Here is a 16,912-nt window from a genome sequence, read left to right on the forward strand (position 1 = left end):
TGACGACGAGAATAAGCAAGTCCAGCCCGTCGATCAGCGGATTGTACGGAAAAGGATTATCGATTGCCGCCAAGCTGACCAGACCTTCATGATGCTCGTATATCGCTTTAATCTGAGATTTAATATGTTCCACGTCGATCCCCCGTAGCTTTCATGCTTACATTTAGCTATAATTATTTCGCAGTTGTTAATTTCTTGTTCGACAATGTCCGCCCGATTTCCTGCCTAGCGCAGCAGAAACAACTGGGAAGTATCAGAAAGGATTGAATTTATGTTCGGAAAATCAAGCAAAATCAATGAGTTCCGGCTGTGGGGGCTGCTGTTCACCCTGTTCGGAATGGGTCTAATGATATTGGGTACGGCCGGGATCGTCTTCTGGGGACAAGCCGGCAAAGTGTTCGCGGCCATCTTCATGGTCATCGGCATGATCGCCATGCTGCTCAGCGTGGGCGTTTATTTCTGGGCCGGCATGCTCTCTACCAGCGCGACCATCCTTATCTGCCCGGAGTGCAATCGCCATACGAAAATGCTCGGCAAGACCGACCGCTGCATGTACTGCAAAACGAAAATGACGCTCGATCCGAAACAAGCGACCGATCTGGACGAAACGGAACCGGCCCAAGAGACCGTTCAGCCGCATGCCTGACTTATGCACCACGACAAACGCCCTGCGCGGGAAATCCCGTACGCAGGGCGTTTTCTTGTTGACACTCGATACCTCATTACGGAAGCTTGGTTAGAGACTGATGAATGATGCCCCAAATGTCGTCGGATTGAAATTGGCGCTGCCACGTCGCAGCCCCGGCAAGCTGATATTTCTTGACCAATGCGATTCTGGCTTTCACGGATAACGAGTCTTCGATCCAGATGCGCTGCAAAGCTCCGTCCTGCGTATACTCGATGTACCGCTGTCCGGATTTCTCGTCGTACACCGGCGTCAGCCCGCGCTCCTTGATAATCTTCTGAACCGACTCCATGCCGAGCGTCTTGGACGAGACGGCGACTTTGCCGTCCGCGCCCTTCTTCTCCGTCCACTGCCGCGTGTACAGCGGCATGCCGAGCACGACTTTGCCGGGCGGAACCTTGTCTTCCGTCAAAATCTTCTTCACGGCCTGCTCCGTCCACGGCAGCGAGGCAACGGATCCCGAATTCGGGCTGGATGCCCAGTGCTCGTCGTAGGCCATGATCATCATATAATCGACGACCTTCCCGAGCTCCTCGCGGTCAAGGAACAGCGACCACATCTCGCTGTTGGATTTCGGCGTGACGTCGATCGATACGACGACGCCCATCTCGTGCATATACGGCGTCAGCTCGCGGACAAACTGGACGAGATTCGCTTTATCCGCGGTATAGATATTTTCGAAATCCAGGTTGATGCCCTGGAGCTTGTACATTTGCGCAAAAGCCGCCAGCTGCTGGATCATCTTCAGTCTGGAGGCGGTGCTCGAAAGCGCCTTGGTCGTCAGATCCGGATCGAAGCTGTTGCTGAAGACCGCCCAAATCTGCATTTGCTTCTTATGCGCCCAATTGACGTAGGCCATGTCGGCTTTGCCTTTGATGCCGCCGTCTCCGTCCGTCAGCTCGAACCAGGTCGGCGAAACGACGTTGACGCCGGTCAGGTCCCCGATCGCATCCGGATTCGGTGCTTTCGCGTACACGGCTTCCCAGGTCAAGTTGATTTTGGACCCGATCGCCTTCCACGCCGTGTAGGCGGGCTCGTCCTTCGGCGGCGTCACCCGCTCCATGCCGGTCAGAACGACGGAGGACTTGTCCGCATAGCCTACAATGCCGTCCGGAGCTTGGACCAGGTACCATTTGTCCGCTTCGCTCCAAACCCGGACCTCCTGCTTCTCCGCGACGCGTTCGTAAATCGGCTCCTTGATCGACGGGCCGCGCCGGATCGTCAGCTCGCCCTTCGGCTTCGCCCCCAGCTGGACGGCATCGCCGGCGGATAGCACGGAAACCGTATTGGTATCCGCATTGTATCGTACCTGCAGGCCGAACAGCTCCTGCAACGGCTGCACCGGGATATAGGCGACTTTATTCACGACTTCGGCGGCGATCCGCAGCTGATAAGGCGACTCGTTCAGCTTGGCGGTCAATGCGTTCGTCTGCATGCGCAGTACCTTGTCGGCCGTCGTGAGCACGATCGAGCCTGTCTTGCTTTCGTAGTACACTTCTTCTTTCAATCCCAGCTGCTCTTGCACGAACGAAATCGGAAGGCGAATCTGCTCTCCGTCCAGCAAGGCGCCTTGCTGGATGACTTGTCCATGGTAGAGCAGCGGATGCTCCGCGCCGTAATCGGGCTTCACGACTGTATTGTTAGGGGCGACTCTGTCCCAACCGATCCAAATGACCGCGAGCATGGTGGCGATCCCGCATGCGATCACGAGCCATTTCAACCCTCCCCCGCGCTGGCGCTTCGGCCGAAATCGAACCGTTTCCACGATGTAAAACGCTCCTTTCCTATAGAAATGCTATTCCCGGAAACGGAAAAACATGCAAGACCGCGGCATTCGGCAGCCTGCGCCGATACCGGCAGACGGCCGCCGATCGTCTTCAAGCGGCTGCAGCAAACGGGGATGTCCCTCATTTGCCCAAAATAAAAAACGCGCCTGATGTCGAGCTTGCTCAACCCTAGCGCGTTCGTTCGATTCCCGGCCGTTATCGGACTTGTTCAGTTTGCTCGTTGCGGCGAGGCGCAGCTGGCACACTGTCCGTAAATTTCCATGCGATGACCTTCCACCTTGAATCCGGTTTCCCTGGAGGCCGCTTCCTCGACATCCGTCAATGGCGGATAATCGAAGTCGACGATCGTGCCGCAGGTCCGGCAAATCGCATGATAATGCTCAGAGAGATCGGCATCGAATCTGCTGGAATCGTCCCCGTAGGTCAATTCCCGAACAAGACCCGCTTCGACGAAAAGCCGCAGGTTGTTGTATATGGTCGCCACGCTCATGCTTGGAAATGACGGCGAGAGCGACTTGTAAATTTCGTCCGCAGTCGGATGAGTCATGGAATGCATGAGAAAACTTAAGATAGCGTGACGCTGCGGGGTCATACGGACGCCGGTACTTTTCAACTGCTCCAAAGCTTGTTCCACGGTCGCACCCATGCCCTACACGTCCTTTCTGCAATAGTTTAGAACCATTGTACGTGGATCGTTTTCAATTTGTCAATGAAAGCGGGAATCATTTTATGACTTGTAATGATTTACCGCGATGCTGCTGTTGGCGTCGATGTTGATGCGGAATGCGCCCGATCCGACGGTTCCGCGGATCGTCTTCTTGTTGATCGCGAGCGGCAAATCGCTCGTTACGTCGCCGAACGTCACGGATCCGTTGACGGAATAATTGCCGGATTCGGGAATCTGCACATGGATCTCGCCGATGGAGCTGTTAATGTCCCAGTCGCCGCCGACGATGGCGCTCGCAATGCGGATATCGCCGTTCAGCGTGTCGGCCCGCACGGCGCTTTGTGCTTCTTGGATGCCGATCTGGCCGTTCTTCGTGTCCGTGTCCACATCGCCCGTTACGCGCTGCAGATCGATACTGCCGCTGATGGTCGAGCCGTCGAACGCCCCGGTAATGTCTGCCGCTTTGATGTCCCCGTTGTAGGTATCCAATGTCACATTGCCTTCCAGCATCATCGCAGTAATGCTGCCATTCTTCGTCTCTGCGTCCACCGGCCCGCGCATATGATGGACGGTTATTTCGCCTGATGTCACCTTAATGGTCAACCCGCCGGCAAGCGTGAGATCCGCCGTGTCGACGGAACCGTTGACCGTGTCGATGCGAAGCTCGGTCTTGGGGGGCTCTGGCGTATTAGACGCAGTATTCGATGCGGAAGTTGCGGCGTTGTTGGTGCCGTTGATGTTCGTACTGCCAGTGGCTGTATCGGCATTGCCGCTGGCTGTATCGGCGCTGCTATTGGCTGCATTGGCGCTGCCGTCGCCGATGTCTGCACCGTTCGAGGCCGGGATGCTGCCATCGGTTTCCGCGGATGCAGAAGCATCGTCGCTAGAACCCTCAGGCTGGGCTTCCATGGCAAACGACGAGCCGGCCGGAATGGTGACTATCATATTCATACGCGGCTCCCGTTCTCCGTTAGTACCGTACGGATGGCCTTTCGCTTTGATTGCGAGCGTGGCCCCGCCGTTCACTTCGACCGTCGATTTCTCGGCCGCTGCGTCCGCTTCGGCGCGATTGGCCGTGTCTACCCACATGACCGTCTCCACGACGACGTCGTCGACCTCGCCTTTCTTGACCGTCACGTTCCCGTTCGTATTATCGATGGCAATCGCGGTTGTCTCCGGAAGCAGCGGCTGATGGATCGTCGCCTTGTCGTACCGGAAGCCCTTCTCTTCGCCAAACCCGCTCGTGCCGGTCAAATTGACCTTGAATTCGTCCAGCCAGCGAAACGGCATGGCGGCATATTGGGTGACGGCAAACGCCGTAATCGCAACGACGACCGCCAGAAACGCGCCTCCGATGTCAAAGGACGGCCGCCTCGCGGTCTTGCGATAGGCGATGCTGGCAATCACGATTTCGACGCCAAGCAGCACGAAGGCCGCCGGCCACCACTGTCCGATGAGCCCCATATCGTTGCGGCCCTTGAGCTGATCCCACAGCAGCAGTCCGCCTACTGCGACGAGAACGGCCGCCACCGTGTACCGGCCGATTTTGAGCATGGAATTCGTCCCCCTTAACACCAACAGAACCGCAAGCAGGAGAAGCAGCGATCCGGGCGCATACGTTCCGAACGGCTCGATCAGCGCGGAGAAGTCGATCGACGTCTGTACGAGGATCAGCAGAACGCAGCTCAAACCGATAGCCGCAATCCCTTGCAGGATGAGCTTGGCGCTCACGGCCCCTTGCCGCTCTTCGTCCGCCCGGCGCCTTTCCCGGCGAAGCCTGGATGCCAGCTGGAGCGTGCCGAAGACGCTGTAGAACCAAAAGCACGGCACGCCTAACCCGAGGAAAATGATGAACAACGCGAATTGACCGCCGCTTTCGTCGGCCAAACGGATCATGGCTGCGATGTCGGTCAGCGTTCCGAGCAGGAGCAGCAGCCCCGGCAAGGTATACCCGAGCAGCACATGCCCGCCGCCGGGGATAAGGAAAGCGATCAAGGGCGCCAGATAGGTGATGAAGCTTGACGTCTCTCTAGATGGTTCGCGCATGTGCACCCTCCGTTCGGTTATCGGTCCTTATCCGTATTGTACCATATACCGGATGCGGCAAAGAGGCATGTCCGCGCTTGGCGGACATGCCTCTTCGCTATGCCGCGCATCGCTGCGCGTGCAAATCGCTGCATTATTATTGATTGAGGCGTGCGAGCAGCAGCTTGTTGACGAGCGCCGGATTCGCTTTGCCCTTCGTTTCTTTCATGACTTGACCGACGAGGAAGCCGATCGCTTTCTCTTTGCCGGCCTTGAAATCCTCGACCGACTGCGGGTTCGCGCTTACGATCCGGTCTACGACTTCGGCGATGGCGCCTTCGTCGCTGATTTGAACGAGTCCTTGCTCTTCGACGATCTGCTGCGGACGCTTGCCCGTCTCCAGCATCTCCTTGAAGACGGTCTTCGCGATCTTGCTGCTGATCGTGCCCTTCTCCATCAGGCCGATCATTTCGCCGAGACCTTGGCCCGTCAGCTTGATGTCTTCCAATTCCAGTCCGCCCGCGTTCAGGTATCCCAGCAGGTCGCCCATGATCCAGTTGGACACCGCTTTGGCATCCTTCGTGTACTGCAGGCTCTCCTCGAAGAAATCCGCCAGCTTCTTGGACGACGTAATGACTTCGGCATCGTAGGAAGGGAGTCCGAATTCAGCCGTATACCGGGCTTTGCGGGCATCCGGCAGCTCCGGGATGGACGCGCGGACGCGGGCCTTCCACTCATCGTCGATATGGATCTGCACGAGGTCCGGGTCCGGGAAGTAGCGATAATCATGCGCTTCTTCCTTGCTGCGCATCGTGAACGTCTTGCCCTGCGTCTCGTCCCAGCGGCGCGTTTCCTGCACGACTTTGCCGCCGCTGTCGAGGACGTCGGCCTGGCGCATCTCTTCGTACTCCAGACCGCGCTGAACGCCGCGGAAGGAGTTCATGTTCTTGAGCTCCGCGCGCGTGCCGAATTCCTCCTGGCCGTATGGACGGATACTGATGTTGGCGTCGCAGCGGAGCGAGCCTTCTTCCATCTTCACGTCCGATACTTCGCAGTAGAGCATGATCGCCTTGAGCTTCTCGAGGTACGCCTTCGCTTCCTCGGGCGTGCGGATATCCGGCTCCGATACGATCTCGACCAGCGGCGTGCCCACGCGGTTGAAGTCGACCAAGGAACCGAATCCGCCGTCGATGTGGGTCAGCTTGCCCGCATCCTCCTCCAGATGGAGGCGCGTGATGCCGATGCGTTTGGTCTGGCCGTTCACTTCGATGTCGATCCAGCCGTGCTCGCCGACCGGCTTGTCGAATTGGGAAATTTGATACGCCTTCGGCGAATCGGGATAGAAATAGTTCTTCCGGTCGAACTTGCTGATGTCCGCGATCCGGCAGTTAAGCGCCATGGCGGCTTTCATCGCGAATTCGAGCGCCTGCCGGTTCAGGACGGGCAGCACGCCCGGGTGTCCGAGACAGACCGGACATGTATGGGAGTTAGGCGGCGCGCCGAAGGAGGTGGAGCAGCCGCAGAAGATTTTGCTCTTCGTGTGCAGCTCGACGTGGACCTCCAGGCCGACGACCGTTTCGTATTTGTTCGGTTCAAACATGGTTTCGCCTCCTGCTTCCTAGCCGCCCGCTACAGCTGCGGACGTTGTTTGTGATGCTCGGTATGCTGCTCGTATGCGTGCGCGGCGCGGAGCACCGTACGCTCGTCGAACGCTTTGCCGATGATTTGCAGCCCGACCGGCAGGCCGTTCGCGAAGCCGCATGGCACGCTGATCGCAGGCACGCCCGCCAAGCTGACCGGAATCGTGCAAATATCGTTCAGATACATCGTCAGCGGGTCGCCGACCTGCTCGCCGATGCGGAAAGCCGTCGTCGGCGCCGTCGGCCCGATGATGAGATCGAAGTTCTGGAACACGTTGTCGAAATCTTGCTTGATCAGCGTGCGCACCTTCTGCGCCTTCAAGTAATAGGCGTCATAGTAGCCGGAGCTGAGCGCGTACGTGCCGAGCATGATGCGGCGCTTCACTTCCTGGCCGAAGCCTTGGCTGCGCGACTTGCGGTACAGGTCGAGCAGGTTGTCCGGGTTCTCGGCGCGCACGCCGTAGCGGACGCCGTCGAAACGGGCGAGGTTGGAGGACGCTTCGGACGATGCGAGCAGGTAGTACGTCGCGACCGCATATTCGGTATGCGGCAGGGACACTTCCTCCCACGTCGCGCCGAGGCTCTCGAACTGCTTGAGCGCGGCGAGCACCGCTTCTTTCACCTGCGGATCGATGCCTTGGCCCAAGTATTCCTTCGGCACGCCGATGCGGAGTCCTTTCACGTCGCCGGAGAGCGCGCTGACGTAGTCGGGAATTTCCACGTTCGCGGACGTCGAGTCATTCGGGTCGTAGCCCGCGATCGCTTGCAGCACGTAGGCCGAGTCCTCGACGTTCTTCGTCAGCGGGCCGATCTGGTCGAGCGACGAAGCGAACGCCACGAGGCCGAAACGCGATACGAGGCCGTACGTCGGCTTCAAGCCGACGATGCCGCAGTAGGCGGCCGGCTGGCGGATCGAGCCGCCGGTGTCGGAGCCGAGCGCGAAATAGACTTGTCCCGCCGCGACGGAAGCTGCGGAACCGCCGCTCGAGCCGCCCGGAACATAGTCCGTGTTCCACGGATTGCGCGTCGGGCGGAAGCTGGAATTCTCGTTGGATCCGCCCATGGCGAACTCGTCCATGTTCAGCTTGCCGATCGTAACCGCTTGCGCCGCCTTCAGCTTCTTCGTCGCCGTTGCGTCATAGATCGGATCGTAGTTGCGCAGAAACTGGCTTGCGCATGTCGTCAGCAGGCCCTCGGTAACGATATTGTCCTTGATGCCCGCGGGCAGGCCGAACAGGATGCCCTGCTCTCCGCCGTCCGCCAGCGCCTTGTCCAGTTCCGCGGCCGCGGCGCGCGCGCCTTCTTCGTTCAAGGTCAAGAACGATTGAATGGAAGCGTCCGTCGCGGCGATGCGCGAGAACGAAGCGTCCACCAAATCGGCGACCGACAGTTCTTTCTTCCTTAACTGATTATGTACTTCCTGCAGGCGTAAATCGAAAAGTGCCAACAGCCGTTCCTCCCTTCATGTCCTTGCAAGCGAATTTATTCCAGCACGGCCGGTACTTTGAACTGGCCGTCTTCATCGTCGGGCGCATTGCGCAGCGCGGTCTCGTTCGATACGGACTCGCGAATGACGTCTTCCCGCATGACGTTATACACCGGCAGCACGTGGCTGGTCGGCTCCACGTCATCGGTATTCAGCTCGTTCAGCTTCTCGGCGTATTTCAAGATCGCGTTCAGCTGGCCGGCGAATTGTTCTTTCTCTTGCTCGGAAAGCTCCAGCCGGGCCAGATTGGCCACATGCTCAACATCTTTGATCGTGATGCTCATCGTCTCATGTCCCGTCCTTTCCATCCATCATGCATACAACTGCACACATTCTACCTATTATAACGCAAGGCCGGAAACAAACTCAATGGAATTGCGACGGTTTGCCCCCGGGAAGCGCGCCGAAAAGCCGAAATCGTTCATTGCGTTCGAAACGAATTTCTCCTGGGCGCAATTCGGTACGCGTCGGCCCCATGGAGAGCAAACGTGAAAACCTGCCGGGCAAACCCGGCAGGCACGGACCAAACGCAGTATAGTCTCGATTCGGATCAGAGACGCGTGAATTACGGGATGATCGGAAAAGGACCTGGTTCCACGATCGGACCGCCAGGAATATTCTCGCTCGCGGTCGTAAACGTGAGGCTTGCAACATCCGAGTTCGCGCCATTCGAGCGAGCGATCATATAAACGGTGTATTTCGTACCGGCTTCCAATCGATCGATGTAATATAAATTCGGTGTTCCGGCGGTGTAAGTGGACAAGCCCGACTGCACGAGATTCGGGATCGTAACGGGAGGAACAAGCTGCGAAGCCTCCACGCTTTGATCGTCCCCCGCCAGAACAACATAGTAGATCCTATCCGAAGGATCCGTAATGTCGGACGTTATGGAGAACGAGACGCCATCGGCATACGCGAAGACATAATCCGTATCGATCGTCAACGTCGGCCCAGTCACGACAGGCGTCGTCGGGTCCGTCGGCGTTGTCGGGTCCGTCGGCGTCGTCGGCTCCGTCGGCGTCGTTGGGTCCGTCGGCGTTGTTGGGTCCGTCGGCGTCGTCGGGTCCGTCGGCGTTGTCGGGTCCGTCGGCGTCGTTGGGTCTGTCGGCGTCGTTGGATCAGTCGGTGTCGTTGGGTCCATCGGCGTTGTCGGGTCCGTCGGCGTCGTTGGGTCTGTCGGCGTTGCCGGGTCCGTCGGCGTCGTTGGGTCCGTCGGCGTCGTTGGGTCCGTCGGCGTCGTTGGGTCCGTCGGCGTCGTTGGGTCCGTCGCCGTCGTTGGGTCCGTCGGCGTCGAAGGCGTTGTCGGCGTCGATGGGACTGATGGTGTCGTTGGCGCCGGCGTCGTTGGTGCCGATGGCGCTGCCGTTACGGTAACCGGAAAGGGCTTCGTCTCGTCGTTCTTCACTTCATTGCCGAAAATCGTCTTCAACCCCGCGATATCGATCGTCGGTTTCTTGGACGAATCCATCGTGAAGCCTTCGTGGAGCGTAATGATAATCGTCTTCTTATCGTCGGACAGCACGAAGCTGTCCAGCTTCGGGTCCAGCGCGACGCCGTTGATTTTCACGTTCGCCAAGTCAATCGACTTGGGATCGAGCTCCTGCGATACAGTCAGTTCCAGCTTATTGTCCTTGGCAAAATCGGCGCCCGTCACTTGAAGCGGCGAGGATTGCTCTCTCGTCTGCGCCGTCTGGAAGGCGCCCGTGAGCAATAAATCGCGCGTGGCGTTAGACTGCCCGCCGAACGCGCCTTCCGCCCCGCCGGATAGCAGCTTCAATCGAAGCGCCTCCGCAACATAGCCTTGCGCCCAATCGGACACGCTCTTGTCATTCGCGCCCGGCAAGGACTTGGCATCGGCGTCTTTACCCAGAATGCGAACAAGGAACGCCGCCAGCTGCTCCTTCGTCACCTTGCCGGCAGGATCATATATGCCGTTCCCGTAACCGTCCGTAATCCCGGCATTTTTGAGCGCTTCGATATACGGGAGCGCATAGCCGTTTGCGGCATCGTCTGCGCTGACGTCCTTGAAGCTCGAAGACAGCAAATTGCTATTCACGTCCAAGCCCATGATCAGCGCGGCCACTTTGGCGAATTGGGCCCGGTTCATCTCGTCCTTCAAGCCGAACGAGGTATCCGACACGCCTTCGAAAATACCAGCGCTGATCATCGCATCGAATTTGGCCTTCGTAGCCGCGTCCAAATCCTTCAAATCGCTGAAATCGGCGGACGTCTTCGCCTCGGCGCCGGCTTCGGCGGCAAACGATGCGGCAGATGCTAATCCCAGCAGCATGGCGGTCGTCCATTTTAACGTTTTAAACTGCATCTCTTTTCTTACCTCCCGTTGTTTCGTAATGAATAAGCGATAAACAAGCAGGCTACCTGTTCTGATGTACGAAAGCATAATCAATTCATATATCGGTTTAACTGTTCGCCTGCGAAAGATCCTCCCAAAAAAAGTAAAACAAAAAAATAAAACGAATATGAAGCGAAATTTCATCCGGCGCTAATGAAACGCTAAAAGCCATTTAAGCTTCCTTTAAGGTTGGCTGCCCATACTGGAAAACGAAACCAGCGGGTTTCGCCCACTACAACTCTATTGGAGGGAATTCAGATGAAGATGAACAAAACGATGAAATCGTTGACGATCGCGGCTGCGCTTGCCGTCATGATACCGTTAAGCGCATATGCGGCTGCCGATTCGACGACCGCGGGTTCGGGAGCTGCGAGCAGCGCGGCCGCGACGCAGAAGGCGGACGCCAACGGCCCGAAAATGCATAAGGAAGGCGTGCGCGGCGGCGCGATCGGCCAGGAGGTGCTGGATCTGTTGAAGCTGGATGCCGCGGCGGTGAAGGAGAAGCTGGCCGCAGGCAAAACGCTTGCGCAAATAGCGGACGAGCAGGGCGTGTCCCGGGATGCGCTGAAAGCCGCGATGACGAGCGCGTTCGATAAGCGGCAAGCGGAACAGAAGCAGCAGTTCACGGACAATCTCGATAAAATGGTGGATGGCCAAACGAGCTTAGGGCAAGGCCGGGGCAAAGGCATGGGCGGCCGGGGCGGCATGATGGGACATGGCGGCTTCGGCATCGGCTTCGGCAAGACGGATCTGACCGCCTCGGCCAAGCTGCTCGGCATGAGCGAAGAAGACTTGCAAACCGCGCTGAAGGCGGGCAAGTCGCTGGCCGACGTAGCCAAGGAGAAAGGCGTCGACGTGCAAACGCTCATCGACGCGCAGAAGCAAACGATCGTCGACAGCCTGAACACAGCGGTTGCGGCAGGTAAAATGACGCAGGAGCAAGCGGATAAAGCGATCGCCAACGCAGCCGGTATCGCCGAGAAAATCGTCAACGGCAAACTGCCCCAAGCAGGTCAAGACGGCGCGAGGCTAAAACACGGCGCCGGCAAAGGCGGCGGAACGAAATCCGGGGCAGCTTCGGGGACGACTTCGGATTCCAGCGCGACGACCTCTGCTTAAGCAATGAACGAAGCATAACCGCGCTGGCTGCAGCGCAGCGCTCTCCTCGCAAAGATGCACATAGCGTGCAGCCGGCGCAGCCTCATAAACGAAAAAAGCAAGAAGCCTTCTTCCCGCTTGGGAAGGAGGCTTCTTGCTTGATGCCTAATATTGCAGCATGCTGCATGCCGCTTGGCGCGTAATGCGTAGCGGCGAAAATCAGCTTTTGCCGCCGTTTGGATTGAAGCGGTTAAATCCACGCCTTCAAACGAACCTGGCGCATGAAGTCTTCCTTCGACTGCGGCTCGCCGTTGTCTTCGTTATCCGCTTCATCCGGTTCCCGATCCCCGTTCATGATCCGCTGGAACAGCTCTTCGTTATGCGTAGCGAGCGCGAAATCGATAAGCGCCTCCCGCTCCAGCTTGTCGACCTCCAGCTTGATCAGCACTTCCTCAAGCTCGACGTCGGCTGCCGGCACGTAGAAATTCCGGTTCGCCTTCGGCACGCGGATCACATAATCGAATGCGTTGTCGGCATTCCGGTCGTACGCAATAATATAGCCATACTCCCCGATCGGGAGGTTTTGTTCGAACTGATCGGACATGATGATGATGCGTTGCCCCAATTTATACATATTGTCAGCTCCTGTCACCCAATAGCCGTTACTCTATGAATCTATCCTACTAAAAAATAAACAGGAAGTCCAATGATGCAGGGCTAAAATCGCTAGAGCGCAGCGCATATGCGAAGGGCGTTTGCGAAGGGCGAAAGCCGCGCTTTCCGCTGCCGCGTCAGCGCGCCGACATTCCATTATTCCAGCGTCGGCCGCACCCATCGCATATAGTAGAGCAGTCCTGCCGCCAGCACCGCCGCCGTTAACAGGAAGGGCATCCGGTAGTCCGCGCCGGCCAATATCAGTCCTGCCGCATACGTGGCGGCAGAAGAGCCTACGCTGCGGAATACGGACCGCATGCCCGCGAACAGGTTTCTGTCCGTTTCTTGAAGCGCGGACATTAAATGACTGTCCAGCAGGTTGGAGAGCATCGTCGCTCCGCCGCCCCGGATCAGAAACAGCATCGTAAACAACCATGCCGGCATGACCGGGAAGAGCGCCGCGAAGATCGCGATATTGACGAGAAATACGGCAATGCTTGCGCGATGCGCCCCGAACCGCTCCATCAGATACGGGGTCAGCAAGGAACTGACGAAGAGGACGACGCCCGCTACGGCGAGCAGCAGGGACACCTTGCCATCCAGCCAGTCTAAGCGATATTTGACGATGACGTTCAAGAATGACCCCGTAATCGCGAGCGCGCCGCCGAGCAGCGCCATGAACACCGCGAATACCCACAATTGCGCGCTCGGCAGGCTCTGCTTCCAATGGGCCTGGCCGTCCCGCGTGCGCCCGGCATGCCGGCGCTCCGTTGCCTTAGGCGTCATATTGCGCTCCTTCGGCAATACCAGCCCCCGGACGATGCCATGTATGACGAATACCAGCCCGGCCAGCAGCAGCGCAATCCGGTAGCCTTCTCCATCCCCCGCTCCTCTGGGCAGATAGCCCGCGATTAACGTTCCCGCACCCGTGAAGGCGGTGAAGACCGCGAACATGAGCGAGAATGCGCGCAGCTCGTCCTTGCTTGAAGCGCAATAATGGAAGAGCAGCTGGACTTCCGTCGTCTCGACGAGCGTCAGTCCGATGGACACAAGAATTTGCGCCAAGTAGAAGCATACGATGTTCCCTGTGAGCGCATACACCATATTGCCCGCCGCAATGAACAGAATCCCCGCAACCAGCAGCTTCTTGCGGCCTACCCGGTTGGCCAGCAGGGACACGGGGATCGCCAAGATCCCCATGATCAGTATCCCTACGGACACCAGCGCACCGATCTGGTCTTCCTTCAATCCTTTGGCCAATAGATGCAGGTTGAGCACGAGCGAATACAGGCCGATGCCGATGCCGTATAACGATTCGGTCATCAAGAAGCGGCGAACGCCAGCCGGCAGGCGCAGCAAACCTCTTAGATAGTTCGTCATCTCCTATCCCTTTCTTCCGCTTCCCTTCTCATCCGATGGCTTAACCGCTCCGGAGCTGTATCCTCGGACAGATAAGGCTGCAGCAGCATCCGGAAACGGAATGCCTCCGACGTTACGGCCGCTTCCGGCGCTTGAGCCGGTCCGCAGCTGTTGCTGCCAAGGCCATTCTGGCGGTAATCCAAGTTCAGCGTGATGAAATCCCGCGGTACGAGATCGGTCGCATGCTTGGCCGCTTCCAAATCCGCATCCGTATATCGCCGCGCGCTGAATTCAAGCGTTGGCGCGCCTGCAGCCAGCAGTCCGATGCCGCTGCCGTCGGCAATCGATACCCAGCGTACGTCGGACCGGTTGCCGTTCTCCTGCGGATAGATATAGGAAGTGAACAGTTCCTCCACGGACTTCCGATATACGCCGAACCGTCCCGCTTCCTTGCTGTCGGCATAATTCTCTCCCGGTCCGCGTCCATACCAGCTAACCGCATCCATCTCGGATGGGAGCTCCAATTGAAGTCCTATCTTAGGCAGCATGGCAGGCGTCTTGCCTGCCGGAACCCCGTGGACATCGATCGCGATCAGCCCGGAGGCCGACACCGTATACGTTGTTTCGCAGCGAAAGCCCCAATCATGCACCGGCGGCGCAATGCGCGAAGTCCAATGAATCCGGACGGTTCCTTCATCCACCCGGTCCCAGCGGCATGCATCGATTCGTTCCGATAGCTTATCGAGATGCGCCTTGCGCCACTCGGGCAGCACGTACATATCGTTGTCGATCGGCGCCCGCCAGAAATTAAGACGCGGCCCTCCATGCAGCAGCTCTTGGCCGTTGATCCGAAGCGAATGCATCCCTGGCTGCCTTGCATCGAATACGGCCTGGAACCAATCGTTCGCGAGGACGATCTGCCTCCCGTCCTCCGTGCAAGCCAAGCTGCGGGCAGGCGCAGCGGCTTCTGCCCGCGCGGCTTCATCCCCGCTCTGCTCGTTCCCCGCAGCTTCAAGCGCGAACTGCGCCCAAGCAATCTCATGGCCGCGCTCTCCCCAACGGCAATCCGCGGCAAGAGAGAAGCCGATATTGAGCCAACGCTCCGCGCTGGCTTCATGCGAAACAGGCTGCGCATCCGTCCGAACGGGCACGTCCAGCACTGCGCACTCTCCCGGGCCGATTGGCGGCAGCGACAATACGCCGCTCTGAACCGTACGCCCTTCTACCGTCACGCTCCAATCGGCATGGAGGTGATCAAGCGACAGGAAATCATAACGGTTCGTCACGCGAATGCGATTGCGATCTATATGCTCGACCCTGACCGGCTCGATAATCTTCTTATATTCAATGAGTCCCGGCGACGGCGTGCGATCCGGACGAACGAGGCCGTCGATAACGAAATTGCTATTGTTCGGTTCATCGCCATAGTCTCCGCCGTATGCATAGTCTACCTTGCCGTCCGCTGTCTTGCGGCGAATGCCGTGGTCAATCCACTCCCACACGAAGCCGCCCTGCAATCGGCGATAAGCGTCGAACGTATCGAAATACGCTCTGAGCCCGCCGGGGCCGTTCCCCATCGCATGGGCGAACTCGCACAATATATGCGGCTTCGGATGGTCGGCCAGCTGCCCGAAGCCGGCCATCTTCTCCACGGATGAATACATCGTGCTGACAACGTCGCACGCTTCCGCTTCCCGGTCTTCTTCATAATGAATCAGACGGGTCGGATCGGCCTGCTTGCACCATGCCGACATCGCCTTAAAGTTGCAGCCGAAGCCGGATTCGTTGCCAAGCGACCAGAACAGGACCGAAGGATGATTCTTATCGCGTTCCACCATGCGGCGGATCCGGTCGACGTACGCTTCCTGCCAAGCAGGATCGTCGCTGAGACGCGAAATATTGCCCAGCGGCTCGAAGCCATGCGTCTCCAAATCCGTCTCTTCCATGACGTATAAGCCGTACTCGTCGCAAATATCGTAGAATCGCGGATCATTAGGGTAGTGCGCCGTGCGAACGGCATTAATGTTATGCCGCTTCATCATGATGACGTCTTGAATCATGGTGGACAGCGTAACGGCACGTCCCGAATCCGGGTGATGGTCATGGCGGTTGACGCCCTTCAGCAGGATCGCCGTGCCGTTAACGAGGAACTGCCCGCCCTTGACTTCAATCTTGCGGAAGCCTACGCGCTGGGCGACCGTCTCCGCCGGGTGGCCATGCTTATCGACTACGGCGATCGTCAGATGATACAGGACCGGCGCTTCAGCGCTCCACAGCGCCGGCTTCGCGACCGGAATCGCGAAATCGACCGCGGCCTTACCGGCGGCGTCGGCATCGGCGGCGATTGCTTTGACAGCGGAAGCGACAAGCGCGCCTTCTTGATCCAGCAGATGCAGCCTGATCTCCCCTTGCACGTCCTCGCCGCATAGCGCTACCTGTACGGCCAGCGTTGCATCGCAATAGCGATCATCCAATTCCGTCACGATGCGGTAGTCGTGAATACGGATGGCCGTCGGCTCCGAAATCAGATACACGTCACGGAATATGCCGCTCAAATACCACATATCCTGATCCTCCAGGTACGTGCCGTCCGACCACTGATACACGCGGACGGCCATGCGGTTGAGGCCGGCTTGCGCATAGGGAGTCAAATCAAACTCGGACGTCAGGCGGCTGCCTTGGCTGTAACCGACGAACTTGCCGTTGACCCACACATGGAAGGCGCTGTCTACGCCATCGAACTTGACCGCGAGCTGCCTGCCGTCCCAGTGCGGAGGCAGTTCGAATTCCCGAATATAACTGCCTGTCGGATTATCGTTCGGCACATGCGGAGGATCGACGGGGATCGGATAATAGAGATCGGTATAATGCGGATGTCCGTAGCCTTTCAGCTGCCAATGGCTCGGAACTTGAATATCGTCCCAGCCGGAGTAATCGAAGCGCTCTTCATAGAATCCCTCCGGCGCCCATTCCGGTCCTGCGGCATAATGGAACTTCCACATGCCGTTCAACGATTTGAACCATGGGGAGCTCCCCCTGTCATAGCTTAACGCGCCCGCACGATCGGAGTACGGAATGAAATAAGACCGGCTCTTCGTGCGATTGCGTTCCAGCACCGCAAGATTATCCCAATCGCGTTCTGCATTCTGATTTTGCAT

General features: G+C 58.2%; 13 protein-coding genes (1 of these 13 cut by a window edge). 2 read left to right on the forward strand and 11 right to left on the reverse strand.

What is annotated here, in order from left to right; all coding sequences use genetic code 11:
- Positions 1-133: the 5' end (the start) of a nucleotidyltransferase-like protein gene (locus GXP70_RS24990; RefSeq protein ID WP_162359314.1), read on the reverse strand. Its footprint begins 734 nt before the window's first position; only the first 133 of its 867 coding nucleotides appear in the window; it begins with the start codon at positions 131-133; the stop codon falls past the left edge of the window.
- Between the two features lie 138 nt (positions 134-271).
- Here GXP70_RS24990 and GXP70_RS24995 point away from each other — a divergent pair, with 138 nt between their 5' ends.
- Positions 272-646: a YgzB family protein gene (locus GXP70_RS24995; protein ID WP_162359315.1), complete on the forward strand. Its 375-nt coding sequence runs from the start codon at positions 272-274 to the stop codon at positions 644-646.
- A 76-nt stretch (positions 647-722) separates the two neighbouring features.
- Here GXP70_RS24995 and GXP70_RS25000 read toward each other — a convergent pair whose 3' ends face one another.
- The 7 genes from GXP70_RS25000 to GXP70_RS29940 form a co-directional block, all read right to left on the reverse strand.
- On the reverse strand, positions 723-2,450 hold the full coding sequence (locus GXP70_RS25000) for a glycosyl hydrolase family 18 protein (protein WP_162359316.1): 1,728 nt from the start codon (positions 2,448-2,450) through the stop codon (positions 723-725).
- 230 nt (positions 2,451-2,680) lie between these two features.
- Entirely contained in the window at positions 2,681-3,118 is a 438-nt protein-coding gene (locus tag GXP70_RS25005) for a Fur family transcriptional regulator (protein ID WP_162359317.1), read from the reverse strand.
- Positions 3,119-3,199: 81 nt separating this feature from the next.
- Positions 3,200-5,185, reverse strand: a complete 1,986-nt coding sequence (locus GXP70_RS25010) for a DUF4097 family beta strand repeat-containing protein (RefSeq protein WP_162359318.1) — start codon at positions 5,183-5,185, stop codon at positions 3,200-3,202.
- 136 nt (positions 5,186-5,321) lie between these two features.
- Positions 5,322-6,764, reverse strand: a complete 1,443-nt coding sequence (gene gatB / locus GXP70_RS25015) for an Asp-tRNA(Asn)/Glu-tRNA(Gln) amidotransferase subunit GatB (protein WP_162359319.1) — start codon at positions 6,762-6,764, stop codon at positions 5,322-5,324.
- A gap of 29 nt (positions 6,765-6,793) precedes the next feature.
- Complete coding sequence (gatA, locus tag GXP70_RS25020; RefSeq protein WP_162359320.1) at positions 6,794-8,251, reverse strand: Asp-tRNA(Asn)/Glu-tRNA(Gln) amidotransferase subunit GatA; 1,458 nt, start codon at positions 8,249-8,251, stop codon at positions 6,794-6,796.
- Positions 8,252-8,286: 35 nt separating this feature from the next.
- Complete coding sequence (gene gatC / locus GXP70_RS25025) at positions 8,287-8,574, reverse strand: Asp-tRNA(Asn)/Glu-tRNA(Gln) amidotransferase subunit GatC (protein ID WP_162359321.1); 288 nt, start codon at positions 8,572-8,574, stop codon at positions 8,287-8,289.
- A 281-nt stretch (positions 8,575-8,855) separates the two neighbouring features.
- Positions 8,856-10,613: an S-layer homology domain-containing protein gene (locus GXP70_RS29940; RefSeq protein WP_225442548.1), complete on the reverse strand. Its 1,758-nt coding sequence runs from the start codon at positions 10,611-10,613 to the stop codon at positions 8,856-8,858.
- Between the two features lie 288 nt (positions 10,614-10,901).
- Between GXP70_RS29940 and GXP70_RS25040 the strand changes: the two genes are divergently transcribed.
- Positions 10,902-11,762: a hypothetical protein gene (locus GXP70_RS25040; protein WP_162359322.1), complete on the forward strand. Its 861-nt coding sequence runs from the start codon at positions 10,902-10,904 to the stop codon at positions 11,760-11,762.
- A 229-nt stretch (positions 11,763-11,991) separates the two neighbouring features.
- On the opposite strand, the gene GXP70_RS25045 is transcribed toward GXP70_RS25040, so the two are convergent.
- The 3 genes from GXP70_RS25045 to GXP70_RS25055 all read right to left on the reverse strand — a co-directional run bounded on the left by GXP70_RS25045 (position 11,992) and on the right by GXP70_RS25055 (position 16,912).
- The gene (locus GXP70_RS25045; protein ID WP_162359323.1) at positions 11,992-12,375 is read right to left on the reverse strand and encodes an ATPase; all 384 of its coding nucleotides are present in this window, start codon (positions 12,373-12,375) and stop codon (positions 11,992-11,994) included.
- Between the two features lie 176 nt (positions 12,376-12,551).
- Positions 12,552-13,775: an MFS transporter gene (locus tag GXP70_RS25050; protein ID WP_162359324.1), complete on the reverse strand. Its 1,224-nt coding sequence runs from the start codon at positions 13,773-13,775 to the stop codon at positions 12,552-12,554.
- On the reverse strand, positions 13,772-16,912 hold the full coding sequence (locus tag GXP70_RS25055; RefSeq protein ID WP_162359325.1) for a glycoside hydrolase family 2 TIM barrel-domain containing protein: 3,141 nt from the start codon (positions 16,910-16,912) through the stop codon (positions 13,772-13,774). Before GXP70_RS25055 ends, GXP70_RS25050 begins: the two co-directional genes overlap by 4 nt.

The organism is Paenibacillus lycopersici (genome assembly GCF_010119935.1).
Taxonomy (GTDB): Bacteria; Bacillota; Bacilli; order Paenibacillales; family Paenibacillaceae; genus Paenibacillus_Z; species Paenibacillus_Z lycopersici.

Bases quoted from the DNA above. Each gene is read 5' to 3' on its own strand.
- GXP70_RS24995 (WP_162359315.1), top strand. From the start codon at position 272: ATGTTCGGAAAATCAAGCAAAATCAATGAGTTCCGGCTGTGGGGGCTG.
- GXP70_RS25005 (WP_162359317.1), bottom strand. From the start codon at position 3,118: ATGGGTGCGACCGTGGAACAAGCTTTGGAGCAGTTGAAAAGTACCGGC.
- GXP70_RS25010 (WP_162359318.1), bottom strand. From the start codon at position 5,185: ATGCGCGAACCATCTAGAGAGACGTCAAGCTTCATCACCTATCTGGCG.
- gatB (WP_162359319.1), bottom strand. From the start codon at position 6,764: ATGTTTGAACCGAACAAATACGAAACGGTCGTCGGCCTGGAGGTCCAC.
- gatC (WP_162359321.1), bottom strand. From the start codon at position 8,574: ATGAGCATCACGATCAAAGATGTTGAGCATGTGGCCAATCTGGCCCGG.
- GXP70_RS29940 (WP_225442548.1), bottom strand. From the start codon at position 10,613: ATGCAGTTTAAAACGTTAAAATGGACGACCGCCATGCTGCTGGGATTA.
- GXP70_RS25040 (WP_162359322.1), top strand. From the start codon at position 10,902: ATGAAGATGAACAAAACGATGAAATCGTTGACGATCGCGGCTGCGCTT.
- GXP70_RS25045 (WP_162359323.1), bottom strand. From the start codon at position 12,375: ATGTATAAATTGGGGCAACGCATCATCATCATGTCCGATCAGTTCGAA.
- GXP70_RS25050 (WP_162359324.1), bottom strand. From the start codon at position 13,775: ATGACGAACTATCTAAGAGGTTTGCTGCGCCTGCCGGCTGGCGTTCGC.
- GXP70_RS25055 (WP_162359325.1), bottom strand. From the start codon at position 16,912: ATGCAAAATCAGAATGCAGAACGCGATTGGGATAATCTTGCGGTGCTG.